The 15546-nt window shown below is 69.1% G+C and carries 18 protein-coding genes; 4 read left to right on the forward strand and 14 right to left on the reverse strand.

Annotation, left to right across the window (positions count from 1 at the left end; translation table 11 throughout):
• Positions 1-250 precede the first annotated feature (250 nt).
• From VGL85_RS08285 to VGL85_RS08305, 5 genes are all read right to left on the reverse strand, one after another.
• Positions 251-1129, reverse strand: coding sequence for an SGNH/GDSL hydrolase family protein (locus VGL85_RS08285; RefSeq protein ID WP_331587952.1), 879 nt, complete (start codon positions 1127-1129; stop codon positions 251-253).
• Between the two features lie 47 nt (positions 1130-1176).
• The gene (gene glpX / locus VGL85_RS08290) at positions 1177-2133 is read right to left on the reverse strand and encodes a class II fructose-bisphosphatase (protein WP_331587954.1); all 957 of its coding nucleotides are present in this window, start codon (positions 2131-2133) and stop codon (positions 1177-1179) included.
• Between the two features lie 27 nt (positions 2134-2160).
• A complete protein-coding gene (locus tag VGL85_RS08295; RefSeq protein WP_331587956.1) occupies positions 2161-3453 on the reverse strand; it encodes a homoserine dehydrogenase in 1293 nt (430 codons plus the stop codon).
• 1 nt (position 3454) lies between these two features.
• Positions 3455-4675, reverse strand: a complete 1221-nt coding sequence (locus tag VGL85_RS08300; RefSeq protein ID WP_331587958.1) for an LL-diaminopimelate aminotransferase — start codon at positions 4673-4675, stop codon at positions 3455-3457.
• A gap of 129 nt (positions 4676-4804) precedes the next feature.
• On the reverse strand, positions 4805-5197 hold the full coding sequence (locus VGL85_RS08305) for a hypothetical protein (protein WP_331587960.1): 393 nt from the start codon (positions 5195-5197) through the stop codon (positions 4805-4807).
• A 132-nt stretch (positions 5198-5329) separates the two neighbouring features.
• Between VGL85_RS08305 and phaC the strand changes: the two genes are divergently transcribed.
• The 4 genes from phaC (at position 5330) to VGL85_RS08325 (ending at position 9207) form a co-directional block, all read left to right on the forward strand.
• Positions 5330-7375, forward strand: coding sequence for a class I poly(R)-hydroxyalkanoic acid synthase (gene phaC, locus VGL85_RS08310; protein ID WP_331587962.1), 2046 nt, complete (start codon positions 5330-5332; stop codon positions 7373-7375).
• A 104-nt stretch (positions 7376-7479) separates the two neighbouring features.
• Complete coding sequence (locus VGL85_RS08315; RefSeq protein ID WP_331587964.1) at positions 7480-7806, forward strand: PadR family transcriptional regulator; 327 nt, start codon at positions 7480-7482, stop codon at positions 7804-7806.
• The gene (locus VGL85_RS08320; protein ID WP_331587966.1) at positions 7803-8381 is read left to right on the forward strand and encodes a DUF1700 domain-containing protein; all 579 of its coding nucleotides are present in this window, start codon (positions 7803-7805) and stop codon (positions 8379-8381) included. Before VGL85_RS08315 ends, VGL85_RS08320 begins: the two co-directional genes overlap by 4 nt.
• A 1-nt stretch (position 8382) precedes the next feature.
• Complete coding sequence (locus VGL85_RS08325) at positions 8383-9207, forward strand: GIN domain-containing protein (protein ID WP_331587968.1); 825 nt, start codon at positions 8383-8385, stop codon at positions 9205-9207.
• Positions 9208-9217: 10 nt separating this feature from the next.
• Here VGL85_RS08325 and msrB read toward each other — a convergent pair whose 3' ends face one another.
• The 9 genes from msrB to VGL85_RS08370 form a co-directional block, all read right to left on the reverse strand.
• On the reverse strand, positions 9218-9727 hold the full coding sequence (msrB, locus tag VGL85_RS08330; RefSeq protein ID WP_331587970.1) for a peptide-methionine (R)-S-oxide reductase MsrB: 510 nt from the start codon (positions 9725-9727) through the stop codon (positions 9218-9220).
• A 74-nt stretch (positions 9728-9801) separates the two neighbouring features.
• Positions 9802-10245, reverse strand: coding sequence for a GNAT family N-acetyltransferase (locus VGL85_RS08335; RefSeq protein ID WP_331587972.1), 444 nt, complete (start codon positions 10243-10245; stop codon positions 9802-9804).
• 1 nt (position 10246) lies between these two features.
• A complete protein-coding gene (locus VGL85_RS08340; RefSeq protein WP_331587974.1) occupies positions 10247-10759 on the reverse strand; it encodes a hypothetical protein in 513 nt (170 codons plus the stop codon).
• Between the two features lie 36 nt (positions 10760-10795).
• A complete protein-coding gene (gene argC / locus VGL85_RS08345; RefSeq protein WP_331587976.1) occupies positions 10796-11776 on the reverse strand; it encodes an N-acetyl-gamma-glutamyl-phosphate reductase in 981 nt (326 codons plus the stop codon).
• 92 nt (positions 11777-11868) lie between these two features.
• Entirely contained in the window at positions 11869-12381 is a 513-nt protein-coding gene (rpsI, locus tag VGL85_RS08350) for a 30S ribosomal protein S9 (protein WP_331587978.1), read from the reverse strand.
• Positions 12382-12383: 2 nt separating this feature from the next.
• Positions 12384-12857, reverse strand: coding sequence for a 50S ribosomal protein L13 (gene rplM, locus VGL85_RS08355; RefSeq protein WP_331587980.1), 474 nt, complete (start codon positions 12855-12857; stop codon positions 12384-12386).
• A gap of 167 nt (positions 12858-13024) precedes the next feature.
• Positions 13025-13648: a cytochrome P460 family protein gene (locus VGL85_RS08360; RefSeq protein ID WP_331587982.1), complete on the reverse strand. Its 624-nt coding sequence runs from the start codon at positions 13646-13648 to the stop codon at positions 13025-13027.
• Positions 13649-13786: 138 nt separating this feature from the next.
• Positions 13787-14422 (reverse strand): cytochrome P460 family protein, encoded by a 636-nt coding sequence (locus tag VGL85_RS08365; RefSeq protein WP_331587984.1) that lies wholly within the window; start codon positions 14420-14422, stop codon positions 13787-13789.
• A 117-nt stretch (positions 14423-14539) separates the two neighbouring features.
• Positions 14540-15520 carry a GlxA family transcriptional regulator gene (locus VGL85_RS08370; protein ID WP_331587986.1) on the reverse strand — a complete coding sequence of 327 codons (981 nt, stop codon included), beginning with the start codon at positions 15518-15520 and terminating at the stop codon, positions 14540-14542.
• Between the last annotated feature and the right edge of the window lie 26 nt (positions 15521-15546).

The following is a 15546-nucleotide window of genomic DNA, read 5'->3' on the forward strand; positions in this document are numbered from 1 at the left end:
GCCAAGGCCCGGGCATGCAGCTCACGCGCCAAGCTTAGGCCGAGCTCGGAAAGCTCCGCCAGCACGGCGTCCTGCCGCTCCCGTCTCGCCGCTGCATCCGACATGAACAAAACAAGAACATAGATCGAGGCGGGAGTCAAGCTGAAACGAACGCGCCGCCCAGCCCACGGGCTCCGGAACCCCAGGGCCCGGCCCGACGCCGGACAGCGGCGGGCGATCGCCTGGCTGTCGTTGCTTCGGAAGTTGTCGCCTATTTGCCGTGGTAGGCGGCGATTTCGTCGTGCGCGATCTGCTGCAGGGCGCTGGCCTGCGGCGGTGAGATGCCGAGCTCCTGCGCCGCGGTCTCGCGCGCGCCCAGCGAGGCGGGATCCTTGCCGGTCAGCCGCCCGAAGACCACCAGCGCCTCGAGGTAATAGCCGTAGGCGCTCGCATGATAGCTGTCCCACGCCCACAGGTTGACCTTGCCCGCCGAGATCCCGTCGTAGGGGTTGGGATCGGCGAACCCGACCGCGAAGGCCCGGTTCCAGGCATCGCCCACCGGCGCCACGCCGCGCACATAGGGCGAGGCGGCCGCGGCCGCGTCATAGGCCTTGCGGACGTCGCGCCCCATCGCCTCGATCGGCTGGCCGTGCCAGTGGCCCTTGTCCGGATAGGTTTGGTCGGCGCGCGACCAGGTGGCGGTGATGAGGATGTCGACCTTCGGATTGCGCGCGTGCAGCGCCTTGGCCATCTGGCCCACGGTGTCGACCAGCAGAGCCGGATCGCCGGGCTTCGCGCCGTCGAGCGTGCTGAGGCCGTGCATCACCACGTGGTCCCAGGCCTTGTCGACCAGCGGCATCTTCTCTTTCAGGTGATAGTCGAGGCCCCTGCCGGGCGCCGTTTCGAGGCTGACCGCGTAGTCGAGCCCGGCTTCCTTGGCGAACAACTTGAACAGCGCCGGCACCCCGCCGACGCCGCCCCCATTCAGGTCGGTCACGCTGTCGCCGCGGTACTTCCAGACCGGCGAGTTGGCGCCATAGGTGAAGCTGTTGCCGATGAACAGCACCGTCTCGGCCGCCCGCGCCAGGCCGGAGCCCATCGCCATGGCGCCGGCCGCCAGCGCCGCCAGCGCCCACCGCCGCGTCAACATCAGTCCCGTCCTTGCGCCCGTCATGCTTCCCCCAGGATTTGACCGCCCTACATCGCCCGCTTCATCCGCACTTCGCGGGCCGTGCGCGTGGCGGAGTTTAGCACCAGGGTGTGGGTGTGGACGAAGCCGCCTTCCAGCTTCACTCCGTCCAGCAGCGCGCCGTCGGTGACGCCGGTGGCGGCGAAGATGGCGTCGGCGCGGACCATCTCGTGCAGGTCGTACTTGCGGTCGAGGTCGGTGATGCCCACGCGGGCCGCACGCGCCCGTTCATCGGCGTTGCGGAACACCAGGCGGCCCTGGAACTGGCCGCCGACGCACTTCAGCGCCGCGCAGGCCAGCACGCCCTCGGGCGCCCCGCCCTGCCCCACATAGAGGTCGACGCCGGTCGAGGGATCGGCGGTGTTCATCACGCCGGCCACGTCGCCGTCGGTGATCAGGTGGACGCGGCAGCCAACCGAGCGGAGGCTGGCGATGATGTCGGCGTGGCGCGGGCGATCCAGCACGCAGACGGTGACCTGGTCGGGTGCCACGCCCTTGGCCTTGGCGATGGCCTTGACGTTGTCGGCGGGCGACTTGTCGAGGTCGATGACGCCCTTGGGATAGCCCGGGCCGCAGGCGATCTTGTCCATGTAGGTGTCGGGCGCGTTCAGCATGGTGCCCTTGGGCGCCCAGGCCATCACCGCCAGGGCATTGGCCATGGCCTTGGCGGTGAGCGTGGTGCCCTCCAGCGGGTCGAGCGCGATGTCGACCTTGTGCTTGCCGGAGGGTTTGCCGACCTTTTCGCCGATGTAGAGCATCGGCGCCTCGTCGCGCTCGCCCTCGCCGATGACGATCTCGCCGTCCAGCTCCAGCTCGTTCAGGGCGGTGCGCATGGCGTCGACGGCGGCCTGGTCGGCGGCCTTCTCGTCGCCGCGGCCGACCATCTTCCAGGCGGCGATGGCGGCGGCTTCGGTGACGCGGACCGCGTCCAGCACTAGGCTGCGATCCAGGGTTTCGGAGCTCATCTTTCGGGCGTTCCCAACTGTTCTCGACTAGATTTTGGCGATGCGTAGCAGCCTCGGGCGGTCGAGCACAGCCGGAAGGGCGGCGATGCGCTCGATAGCGGCAGTGAGCACGGATTCGGCCACCGCGTGGGTGGTCAGCACGATGGGCACTCCGGAGGCGTTTTCGACCGGCTTCTGCAGGAAGCTCTCGATGGAGACGCCAGCCCCGGCCAGGGTCTCGGACACCGCGGCGATGACGCCCGGCTCGTCCTTCACCGACAGGCGCAGGTAGGCGCGGCCAATGGATTTGGACGGGTCGACCGGGGTGAACGGCTTCAGGGTCGCGGCCGGCGCCTGGAAGACCGGGCGGACGGCGGCGGTCATGACGTCGGCGATGTCGGCGGCGACCGCCGCGGCGGTGGGTCCCGCGCCCGCGCCCGGGCCCTGGACGAAGATGCGCCCGATACGGCGGCCCTCGATGAACAGGGCGTTCAGCGCCCCGCCCGCCTGGGCCAGGGGATGGTTCAGCGGCGCGAGCGAGGGGTGGACGCGCACCAGCACCCCGTCCGGTGAGCGGTCGGCCGAGGCCACCAGCTTGATCCGGTAGCCCAGGTCGCGGGCGAGCGAGATATCGAGCAGCTCGACGCCGGCGATGCCCTCGATCTCGGCGGCGGCGTAGTTGGGCGCGCAGCCGAAGGCGAGCGCGGCCAGGATGGAGATCTTGTGGGCGGCGTCGAAGCCGCCGACGTCCATGGTGGGGTCAGCCTCGGCGTAGCCCAGCCGCTGGGCCTCGGCCAGCACCTCGGCGAAGGCGCGGCCGGTGGCCTCCATCTCGGTCAGAATATAGTTGCAGGTGCCGTTCAGGATGCCGGCCACCGAGGCGATCTCGTCGCCGACCAGGGCTTCGCGGACCATCTTGACCGCCGGGGTGCCGCCCATCACCGCGGCCTCGAAGACCAGCGGCGCGCCCTTGGCCTCGGCCAGCGCGGCGAGTTCGGCCCCGTGCTCGGCGATCAGCGCCTTGTTGGCGGTGACCACCGGCTTGCCGGCGGAAAGCGCCGCCTCGACCGCGGCCTTGGCCGGGCCGTCGGAGCCGCCGATCAGCTCGACGAAGACATCGGTCTCGGGCGAATGGGCCAGCGCCACCGGATCGTCGAACCAGGGCAGGCCCGCGATGTCGAACGGCCGCGGGCGCGAGCGCGAGCGGGCGCTGACGCCGGTCACGACCGCCTTGCCGCCGGCCGGGGCGAAATCCGGGTGCTCCGAGAGGAAGCTGAGAAGCCCCGCGCCCACGGTGCCGAGGCCCGCGACCCCGATGCGCCAGGTTTTCCGATCCGCCATCCTATTGCGCCGCCAGGGTGTTGTGGGCCCGGGCGAGGATGTCGTCGGCCTGGCTGAGGAACTTCTTCACGTTGCGGGCGGCCTGGCGGATGCGGTGCTCGTTCTCGACCAGGCCCACGCGCACATAGCCCTCGCCATATTCGCCGAAGCCGACGCCGGGGGCGACGGCGACGCCGGCCTCCTCGATCAGCAGCTTGGAGAACAGCAGCGAGCCGGCCTCCCTGAACCGCTCGGGCACCGGGGCCCAGGCGAACATCGAAGCGTCGGGCGACGGGATCTCCCAGCCGGCGCGGCGCATCGAATCCACCAGCACGTCGCGGCGGGCCTTGTAGATGCCGCGGATCTCCTCGACGCAGTCCTGCGGCCCGTTCAGCGCCGCCGCGGCGGCCACCTGGATGGGGGTGTAGGCGCCGTAGTCGAGGTAGGACTTCACCCGCGCCAGCGCCGAGCAGATGCGCGCGTTGCCGACCACCATGCCCACCCGCCAGCCGGCCATGGCGTAGGTCTTGGACAGCGAATTGACCTCCACGGCGATGTCGCGGGCGCCTTCGACCTGCAGCACCGAGGGCGGCGGATTGCCGTCGAAGTAGATCTCCGAATAGGCGATGTCGCTGATCACCAGCATCTCGTGCTTCTTCGCGAGCGCAATGGCGTCCTTGTAGAAGTCCAGGTCGACGCACTGGGCGGTCGGGTTGGACGGGTAGGAAAGAATCAGCACGGTCGGCGGCGGCGCCGAGTGCTTCACCGCCCGGCTGATGCTGGAGAGGTAGTCGGCGGGCGTCAGCGCCGGCACGTGGCGGATCACCCCGCCGGCCATGATGAACCCGTAGGCGTGGATCGGATAGGCCGGGTTCGGGCAGACGATGACGTCGCCGGGCGCGGTCAGCGCCTGGGCGAGGTTGGCGAAGCCCTCCTTGGAGCCCAGGGTGGCGATCACTTCGCTATCGGGGTCCAGCTTCACGCCGAAGCGCCGGTCGTAGTAGCCGGCCATGGCGCGCCTGAGGCCCACGATGCCCTTGGAGGCGGAATAGCGCCCGGACTTGGGGTCGCGGGCGGTCTCGACCAGCTTGTCGACGATGTGCTTGGGGGTCGGCATGTCGGGATTGCCCATGCCGAAGTCGATGATGTCGACGCCCTGGGCGCGCAGGCGCGCCTTGATGCGGTTGACCTCCTCCAGCACGTAGGGAGGCAGACGGCGGATGCGGTGGAATTCGGGGGTCATGGCGAAAGTCTTGCGCCGCGAAATGCCCGTGCGGCTTCTCTCTTTAGTGAAGGCGGGCATGGATAGACTCCGGGCGGGAGCCAGCCAAGCCATGGTTCGATGAAAAGTTCGGCCCTCGCGGATCGGCGCCTAGTCGCGCTTCACCGGCGAGGGCGGGTTAGCTCGGGCCTTCTGCTGCTTGGCGAAGGCCTCGGCGTCCCCGGGAATCGCCGCCGGCGCGGCGGGACCGGCCTCGGCGCGGGCCTGGGCGGCGAAGCCCTCGGCGTCGGTCAGCGTCCAGCTTTCCTCGCTGGTCGCCTTGATGATCTTGGCCGCCTCGGATTCCACGGCGGCGGCGGCGCGGCCGTACTGGCGGGCGGGCCGCAGGTCCTTGGGCTTGGCCGGGAAGGTCGCGAAGGTCGGATAGGGCGCGTCGGGGTTGACGGTCTTGGCCACCTCGGCGGCGATCGGCGAGCGCGGATCGACCTTGGCGTCATGGAACGGGGCGGTGACGCAGCCGCTTAAGACGCCAAACAGCGACACGCCCGCAGCCGCAAGGCCGCGACGGACATTCACAAAAGGGCTCGACCGGCGTGGCATTTTCCGGTCCGGTTTATGCGATGATCGAGATCGGCGAAAGGGCGCGCGCGCTTTCGCCGCCGGGAGGACGATCCGATGAGCGAGCACACCGCCGCGTCCAAGACCGCCGCCAAGACGGGCAAGGGTAAGGCGGGCAAGGCGGCCAAAGGCGCCAAGGGCAAGGCGGCCAAGGGCGGCAAGGCCAACGGCAAGTCCAAGACCGACGGCGCGCGCGCGCCGGACGCGAAGCCGGAATCGCGAGCCGAATCGAAGGTTGCTTCCGCCGCTGCATCCGCCGCCACATCCGCCACCCCGCCGCGCGAGGCGCCGAGCTTCGCCCGTCCCGCCGCCGCGGCCGCCGCCCTCACCGCCGAACAGCGCCAGGTGGTCGAGACCCTGTCCCTGAACCTGGCGCGCGCGGCGCTGACCGCCCAGGGCGCGATCGCCGAGATGGCGCTGCGCCAGGCCGACCGCCCCGCGGCGCTGTCGCCCGACCCGTTCCACGTCGCCCCGGCGCTGACCGAGGTGATGGGCCGCCTGGCCGCCCAGCCGGACCGGCTGATGCGCGCCCAGGCCGACCTGTTCGCCCGCTACCTCGACCTGTGGCAGGCGACCGCGCGGCGCATGAGCGGCGAGACGCCCGACCCGGTGGCCCAGCCGGCCAAGGGCGACAAGCGCTTCGCCGACCCCGACTGGTCGGACAATCCGGTGTTCGACGTGATGAAGCAGTCCTACCTGCTCACCGCCAACTGGATGAACGGGCTGGTGGCCGAGGTCGACGACGTGGCTCCGATGACCAAGCGCCGGGTCGAGTTCTTCATGAAGATGCTCACCGACGCCTTCTCGCCCTCCAACTTCCTGGCCTCGAACCCCGCGGCGCTGCGCGAGGTGATGGCCACCGGCGGCGAGAGCCTGGTGAAGGGCATGGAGAACTTCGCCGCCGACCTGGAGCGCGGCGGCGGCCAGCTGTCGATCGCCCAGACCGATTATGAGATGTTCCGGATCGGCGAGAACGTCGCCACGGCGCCGGGCAAGGTCGTCTTCCGAAACGAAATCATCGAATTGCTGCAGTTTTCTCCGACGACGGAGAGCGTCTGCGAGATCCCGCTGGTGATCTTCCCGCCGTGGATCAACAAGTTTTACATCCTCGACCTGCGTCCCGAGAACTCGATGATCCGCTGGCTGACCGCCCAGGGGATCACGGTCTTCGTGGCCTCGTGGGTCAACCCGACGCCCGAACTCTCCGGCCGCACCTTCGAGGACTATATGCGCGAGGGCATCTATGCCGGGACGCAGGCGGCGATGGACCAGTGCGGGACCGCGCAGGTCAACACCGTGGGCTATTGCATCGGCGGCACCCTGCTGTCGGCCACCCTGGCCCACATGGCCGCCAAGGGCGACAAGCGGATCGCCTCGGCCACCTTCTTCGCCGCCCAGCAGGACTTCGCCGAGGCCGGCGACCTGTTGCTGTTCACCAACGAGGACTGGCTGAAGGACCTCGAGCAGAAGATGGACCAGGGCGGCGGGGTGTTGAGCGGCCAGGCCATGGCCGACACCTTCAACTCGCTGCGCGCCAACGACCTGATCTGGTCGTTCTTCGTGAACAACTACCTGCTGGGCAAGGAGCCGAAGCCCTTCGACCTGCTGTTCTGGAACTCCGACCAGACGCGGATGCCCCGGACGCTCCACCTGTTCTACCTGCGCCGCTTCTACGGCGACAACGCCATGGCCAAGGGCGAACTGGTGCTGGACGGGGTGAAGCTGGACCTCGGCAAGGTGAAGACGCCGGTCTACGTCCAGTCGTCGAAGGAAGACCACATCGCGCCGGCCCGCTCGGTCTATCGCGGCGCCAAGCTGTTCGGCGGGCCGGTGACCTATACCCTGGCGGGCTCGGGCCACATCGCCGGGGTGATCAACGCCCCGGCCGCCCAGAAGTATCAGTACTGGAGCAACGCGGCCCTACCCGACACGCTGCAGGAATGGCAGGCCGGGGCCACGGAGACGCCCGGTTCCTGGTGGCCGCACTGGATCGAATGGCTGAAGGCCCGTTCCGGCAAGCAGATTCCCGCCCGCGACCCCGCCAAGGGCAAGCTGAAACCGCTGGGCGACGCGCCGGGCGAATATGTGAAGGTGCGCAGCTAAGGCCGGCGCTCACAGGCGCGATGTTACGTTACTAAGGTTTAATGCAAGCTACCTTGCACCGCTCAGTACCTTGCCATAGGTTCCGGGCTGCAAGGGAGGCCGCCGTGCCCGAAGCCATCGAAATCCAGCTGAAGAAGGGGGCGCTCGAGCTTTGCGTGCTCGCCCTCCTCCAGAAGCACGACAGCTACGCCTATGAGATCGCCAGCCAGCTCGCCGATTCCATCGGCATGGGCGAAGGCACGATCTATCCGCTGATGCGCCGGCTGCAGATCGACCGCCTGGTCGAGACCTATCTGGTCGAGAGCTCGTCGGGGCCGCCGCGCAAATACTACCGGCTGACCGCGGCCGGCAAGGCCAGCCTCGCCGCGCAGAAATCCGCCTGGAGCTCGTTCTCCGGGGCGGTGGAATCCATTCTTGGAGGGGTGAAATGACCCGTCTGGCGTTCATGACCCGGCTCAGGGAAGGCCTTCGCGGCCTGCCCCCGCATATCCAGGCCGATATCGTCGCGGACTATGAGAACCATTTCAACGAAGGCGCCGCGGCGGGCCGCAGCGAGGCCGACGTAGCCGCGGGCCTGGGCGACCCCGGCCGGCTGGCGCGCGAGCTGCGCGCCGAGATCGGCCTGAAGCGCTGGGAGGAAGAGCGCAGCCCCTCGGCCGGCGCCTCGGCGATCTTCGCGGTCCTGGGCCTGGGCGCGCTGGACATCCTGATCCTGCTGCCGATCCTGATGGGGGTCGGCGCGACCATCTTCGGCCTGGTCTGCGGGGTGATGGCGATCTTCTTCGCCGGCGGCGTGGTGTTCGCCACCGGCCCGTTCAACCACTTTCCCGGCGGCCCGGCCGCCTCGATCCTGGCCGGCGTCGGCCTGATGGCCGGCGCGGCGTCGGGCGGCGCGATGCTGGCCATCGTCACCATCGGCCTGGTCAACGCCCTGGCCTGGTACGGCCGCCTTCACTACCGGCTGCTGAAGCCGGCCCTCGAACCGCAATCCGTGGGAGTCGCCTGAGATGATCCGCGTGCTTGTCATGATCGCCGTGGCCGGCTTCCTGGTCTCGGTGGTCACCCTGTCCAGCGCGCTCGCCATCGGCGGGCCGGACCTCTTCACCGACGGCGTCTGGAACCTCAGCGACCGCCATTTCGGCTGGACCTTCGACGACGACTACGACAGCCATGGCCACGGCGACGGCGCCCAGGCGACCCGCGAGATGGTCTGGACCGGCGGCGACAGCCTGGACATCGAAATCCCGGCCGAGGTCACCTACACCCAGGCCCCCGGGACCGGGAAGCTGACCATCAACGGCCCGCAGCGCGTCGTGAACGACCTGGTGATCGAGGACGGCCACCTGCGCTTCGCCCACGGCCATCGCCACTATTCGGACGGCGACCTGGTGATCGCCATGACCGCGCCGTCGGTGAGCCGCTTCAACATCGACGGCTCCGGCCGGCTGTCCATCGACGGCTACCGGCAGGACAAGCTGGCGCTGGACATCTCCGGCGACGCCGAGGTGACCGTCAAGGGCGAGGCCAAGAGCCTGGGCCTCGACGTCACCGGCTCCGGCGCCTCGGACCTGTCGGGCCTGAAGCTCGGCGACGCCGACGTGAGCATGGAGGGTTCCGGCCAGGCGACCCTCGCGCCCACCGGCTCGGTCAACATCGACATTTCGGGATCGGGCGACGTCAACCTGCTCACCCGCCCGATGCGGATGGAGAGCAATGTCTCGGGCTCCGGCTCGATCCACCAGCAGGACGGCGGCCCGACGCCACCGACGCCGCCGGAGCCGCCCGCTCCGCCGAAAGCCCCCAAGCCGCCGCACGCGAAGACGTCGACCTGACGGCCTCGCCCTAGGCGGGGATGAACTTCAGGGCGACGCCGTTGTTGCAGTAGCGCAGGCCGGTGGGCTTGGGCCCGTCGGGGAAGACGTGGCCATGGTGACCCAGGCACTGGGCGCAGTGGTATTCGGTGCGCGGCACGCCGATCGCCAGGTCGGTCTTCTTGATGAAGGCGCCCGGGATGGCCGTGTAGAAGCTGGGCCAGCCGGTGCCGCTCTCGAACTTCCACTCCGACTTGAACAGCGGCAGGCCGCAGCCGATGCAGGCGAACGTCCCCTTGCGGTGCTCGTTGAGCATCACGCGGTCGCTGCCGGGCGGCTCGGTGCCCTCGTGGCGCAGGACGTCATAGGAGGCCGGCAGCAGGCGCACCCGCCACTCGGCGTCATTGATCTTGCGGAACGGCGAGTTGGCGTAGGGATCCGCCGCGCCATGCGCGAGACCCGGCGCGATCGCCCCAAGGGCTGGGACGGCGAGAGCCGTGGCCATCAGGACCCCACGGCGGGACAGAAACAGCGTGCTCATGACTGGATTACGCACTCCTTCGGGCGAAAGTTACAAGCCCTGTTCGAATTTCAGGAATGTCACACTGGGATATATCAGACGGGCGGACGCCACCCGTAGAGGGCGTCAGGCTCGCGCTCCTCGTTGCCCGACCCGTCGGTGAGTTCGATGAGCACGAAACCCCTGGCCTCATAGAACCGCCGGGCGCGGGCGTTCTTCTGGAAGGTCCACAGGCGCCTCGGCTGCCGGTCGGCCAGCGCCTTGGCCAGCAGGGCCGGCCCCAGGCCCGCGCCCTGGTGCTCGGGCAGGACGTAGAGCTGGTTGATCCAGCCGGGGGCGAAGGCGATGTAGCCGGCGATCCGATCGTCGGCTTCCGCCACCCAGACGGTGTTGTTCGGCAGGATCTCGCGGCCGGCGTAGTCGATCACCTCCGCCAGGGTGTGCAGCTGCGGCAGGAACGGCAGGGAGACGCGCATGGTGTGGCGATGCAGCGCGCCGATCGCTTCGGCGTCGGCGGGCGTGGCGAGCCGCAGGCGCATCTCAGTGGATGGCGAAGTTGAACTGCCGCAGCTGCCCCGCGAAGGTGACCTTGATCACATAGTCGCCCAGCGGATCGCCCGCGGCCACGGTCCAGATGTTGAGGATCAGGCCGCTCCTCACCGGGATATCGCGCTCGAAGACCGCCGAGCGGCGGTCGGCGGCCACGGTCATGCCGGGCGGCAGCGGGCCGTTGTTGTTCCAGGTGGTCGCCGGCGCCGGGAGCTCGATCTCCTCGCGCACATGCACGGTGGGCTGGTTGGTGTTGAGCTTGACGAACCAGCCATACTGCTGGCCCGGCGTGTTGGGGACGGCGTCGGTCTCCTTGAACGCGGACTTGCCGGCCGCGGTCGCGAAGAGGCCGAAGTGGCTCTCGACGGGATAGGCGTAGGCGGGTTCGGCCGGCGGCGCCGGCGCGGGCCTAGGGCCAGGCGCGGGCACAGGCACAGGCGGCGTCTGGGCCGAGGCGGAGGCGGCGAGCATGGCGGCGGCGATCGCGCCGAGGAACGGTCTCATGGCGCGACCTAAGCCGGCTCGGCGCCGAGGCGCAAGCTAGAGCCCCGCGTCTTCCTCAAGGCCCAGCATCAGGTTGAGGTTCTGGACCGCCGCGCCCGAGGCGCCCTTCCCCAGGTTGTCGAGCTGGGCGACCAGCCGCGCCTGGCCGCCGTCGGCCGAGCCGAAGACGTAGAGCCGCATGCGGTTGGTGCCGTTCAGGGCCTCCGGGTCGAGGGCCGCCACATAGCCGCCGGCTCCGGCGCGGGTCGCCTGCAGCTCGGCGCATTCGGCGCCGCCGGCCACCTCCACGAAGCGCTCGCCCATGTAGAAGGCCTCCAGCGCCACATGCAGGTCGCCGGGCGACGGCTTGCCCGGCAGGGCCCACAGTTGGAGAGGCACCTCGACGATCATCCCCTGGGCGAAGCGGCCCACCGAGGGGGCGAACACCGGCGCGTGGCTGAGGCCGGTGTGGGCGGCCATCTCCGGCAGGTGCTTGTGCGCCAGGCTGAGGCCGTAGGGGCGGAAAACGTCGTGCGTGCCGGTGGGCGCGGGCTGGGTCTCGAACTCGGCGATCAGCCCCTTGCCGCCGCCGGAATAGCCGGAGATGGCGTTGACGCTGAGCGGGGCGTCCGGCGGGATCAGGCCGGCCTCGACCAGCGGCCGCACCAGGCCGATGAAGCCGGTGGGATAGCAGCCCGGGTTGGCGACCCGGGTCGAGCCGGCGATGGCGGCGCGCTGGTCCTTGGCCATCTCGGCGAAACCGTAGGCCCAGCCCGGGGCGACCCGGTGGGCGGTCGAGGCGTCGACCACCCTGACGCTGTTGGAGGTGATCAGCGAGACCGCCTCGCGCGCCGCATCGTCCGGCAGGCACAGCACCACCGCGTCGGCGGCGTTCAGCAGTTCGGCCCGCGCATCGGCGTCGCGGCGCCGGGCGGGGTCGATGGAGAGGATTTGCAGGTCGCCACGTGAGGCCAGCCGCTCGCGGATCTGCAGGCCGGTGGTGCCGGATTCGCCGTCGATGAAGACTGTGTGGGCCATGATCGAAATCCAGAAAGAGCAGGTCCAAAAGAGAAAGGGCGCCTCGGTTGCCCGAAGCGCCCTTCGCAAACGCGGATTGTCGCCGCGCGGCTTTAGCGCTTCGAGAACTGGAAGCTGCGTCGGGCCTTGGCCTTGCCGTACTTCTTCCGCTCGACCACGCGGCTGTCGCGGGTGAGCAGGCCGTGCGGCTTCAGCACCGCGCGCAGCTCCGGCTCATAGTAGGTCAGGGCCTTGGAGATGCCGTGGCGGATCGCGCCGGCCTGGCCGGAGAGGCCCGAGCCCTGCACCGACACCTCGACGTCGAACTGGCCCGCGCGGTCGCTGAGCTCGAACGGCTGGGCGATCATCATGCGCAGCACCGGGCGGGCGAAGTAGACCTCCTGGTCGCGGCCGTTGATGGTGATCTTGCCCTTGCCGGGCTTCACCCAGACGCGGGCGATGGCGTTCTTGCGCTTGCCGGTGGCGTAGGCGCGGCCCTGGGCGTCCACCTTGCGTTCGTGGACGACGGGGGCTTCCTGCGTGCCCAGGCCCTTCAGGGCGTCGAAGCCGGTCGCCTTGGGGGCTTCGGCGGCTTCCGGGGCTTCGGTCGTGACAGCTTCCGACATTCTCAGGCGCTCCGCACGTTCTTGGCGTTCAGCTCGGCGAACGCGATGGTCTCGGGGTTCTGGGCGGCGTGCGGATGCTCGGCGCTGTTGTAGATACGCAGATGCGTCAGCTGCTTGCGCGCCAACGGGCTTTCCTTGGGCAGCATGCGCTCGACGGCCTTCTCGAGCACGCGTTCGGGGAAGCGGCCGCCAAGCACGGCGCCGGCGGTGCGTTCCTTGACCCCGCCCGGGTGGCCGGTGTGCCAGTAGTAGACCTTGTCGGTCAGCTTCTTGCCGGTGAACTTCACCTTGTCGGCGTTGATCACCACGACGAAGTCGCCGCAGTCGACGTGCGGGGTGTAGGTCGCCAGGTGCTTGCCGCGAAGACGGTTGGCGATGAACGAGGCGAGACGGCCGACCACGGCGTTCTCAGCGTCGATCACGATCCACTTCTTCTCGACCTCGGCGGGCTTCAGGGAAGCCGTGGTCTTCATCATGGTTCGGGTTCCGTATAGCTGGCGGCGCGGCCCGAATTCCCGGAAGGTCCCGGGGCGCTCCGACGTGAGCGGGCGCATATGCCGACCGCAGCGCGGCTTGTCAACTCGCGCGCCGGGTTTTCTATCAGATCATTGAAAACTATGCAGATTTACAGTACGGTATTATATTACCGGTCACCCGCCTTCGCGGACTCCTCGGCCAGGTAGGCGGCCGCCAGCGTCTTCATCTCCTGCGCCTTGGGCATCAGGGTGGGGTAGAACTGGACGAAGGTCGTATCCACCGCCCCGTGCTGCTCGTGGCAGGTGTTGCAGGCCGAGGTCTGCGGCAGGGCGGTGGACGGCTCTTCCTTGTTTCCGAACGGGAAGAAGGCCCAGCCGCTCTTGAAGCGGGCGGTGTCCTTCACATGGACCTCGCGGCCCGCGACCACCGTCTGGAACTGGCCCTTCTTGTTGATCGAGCCCCGGCCCTCGCCCATCCGGACTTCCAGCATGAAGATGGTCTTGTCCGGCCAGGTCCCGGTCTTCTGGAAGGCCTCGTAGGCCTCGCGGTTGACGAAGACGTTGTCGAACAGGTGGCGATCGCCGACGCCGGCGACGTCGGTGTAGGACATGTCCATGCCGCTCGTGAGGTAGACCCAGGTGCGGTAGTCCTTGGGATACTGCAGCTTGCCGTCGGCGGTGTAGGCGATGGCGGACGGCTTGGGCGCGGCATGGGAAACCGCCGCGGCCACGAGGCCGGACGTCAGGGCGATGGCCAGTACGGCGGCGCCGGCGCGGACGCGAGTATCCATGGTTATCCCCTTCTCTTGACCGCTTTGTGCGGTGCGTCGGCGAGCGCCGCAATGACCCGCTTCCGACGTTTCCGGACTTTGGTCGGCGACCAACCCATCCGCGGCGAACGCCGCCAATTCCGCGGCGAGCGGCGCGCTCTATTGCCGTTTATCGCCGCCGTCTTTTGCCTCTTCCGCCAAATAGGCGGCGCTGAAGGTCCTCATCGCCTTCGCCGTCGGCAGGAGAGTCGGGTAAAACTGCACGAAGGTGGTGTCCACCGCTCCGTGCTGCTCGTGGCAGACGTTGCAGTTGGAGTTCTGCGGCGTCGGCTTGGAAGGCCCCTTGGCGTTATAGCCGAAGAACGACCACCCGCTCTTGAAGCGCGAGACATCCTTGACGTGCGCCTCCAGGCCCAGCAGCTCGGTCTGGAAGCGGCCGCTCTTGTTGATGGAGCCCTTCTGGGACCCCTGCCGGGTCTCCAGGACGAAAATTGTCTTGTCGGGCCAGGTCCCGGTCTTCTGATAGGCGGCATAGGCGGCGGGATCGACGAAAACGGAGTCGAAGATCGGCACATCCATACCCGTGCCGTTGTTGTCGTAGGACATGTCGAATCCGGTCGAGACATAGACCCAGGTCCGATAGTCCTTGGGAAACACCAAGCTTCCGTCGGCGGTGTAGACGATCGGGCTCACGGACTTGGGTGGTCGGGGCTGAGCGCTGGAGGCCGCTCCGATCGTGACGGTGGCCATGGCGACGCCGAGTGCGGCTAGACCGATGGGCGAATTGGAATTCACGGCTCGTCCCCTTCCGATTGGCGCGGTTGTGCTTGCGCCGGCACAGCGTCGCAATGACGCCTTCCCGACGTTTCCGGACTCGCCCTTTCGCAAATTGGCCTCGCAGCGAGCGGCCAACTATTCGGCGGCGAGCGGGGTGCTGGTGAAGCGGGCGCGGTAGGCGCTGGGCGTCACGCCGAAGCGGCGTTCGAAGGCGCGACGGAACACATCGCCGGAGGCATAGCCCACGGAGGCGGCGATCCGGTCGGCCGGCAGGGTCGAGGTTATGAGCCGCTCGGCCGCCTCGGCCAGGCGCAGGGCCTCGACATATTCGCCCGGCGCCGCGCCGAAGCTGTCCTTGAACAGGCGCGCGAAGTGGCGCGGGCTGCAGTTCACGCGGCCGGCCAGGGCCTCGATCGACAGGTCGCCGGCCAGGTTCGCCGGGATCCAGGCGGCCAGGTCGGCGAACCGGCCGGCGGCGCGAGCCTGGAAGCGCAGCGGCTCGGAATACTGCCGCTGGCCGCCGGAGCGGCGGACATAGACCACCAGCATCCGGGCGATGGCCAGCGCCACGGAGGGGCCGAGATCCTCCTCCACCAGGGCCAGGGCCAGGTCGATGCCGGCGGTGACGCCCGCCGAGGTGGCGAAGATCCCGTCGCGGACGAAGATGGCGTCCGGGTCGAGCAGGACGGCGGGGTAGCGCGCCCGGACCTCGTCGGCGTAGCGCCAATGGGTGGTGGCGCGCCGCCCGTCCATCAGGCCGCTCTCGGCCAGGCCATAGAGGCCCGTGCAGACCGAGACCACGCGCCTGGCGCCGGCCGCCCGCTCGCCGACCCAGGCGCCGATGGGCTCCAGAACTTCGCGCGCGCGGATGCCGGTGCCGCCGGCGACCACCAGGGTGTCCAGCGGCGGTGCGTCGGCCAGGGCGGCGTCGGCCATGATCCGCAAGCCGGAGCGGCTGCGGAACGGCCGCCCGTCCGGGCTGAGCACGATGACCTCATAGGCCGGCGCGCCGCCGGCGGTCACCGCCTGGCCCGAGGCGAAGACCTCCTGGGGACCGCTGAGGTCCAAGGCGTTCACGCCGTCGTAGCCGACAATTCCGACCGTTTTCGTCGCCATGGCCTAATTCTGCCATGCCCCGGCGC

This window comes from Phenylobacterium sp., from assembly GCF_036501465.1.
Classification (GTDB): Bacteria; Pseudomonadota; Alphaproteobacteria; order Caulobacterales; family Caulobacteraceae; genus Phenylobacterium.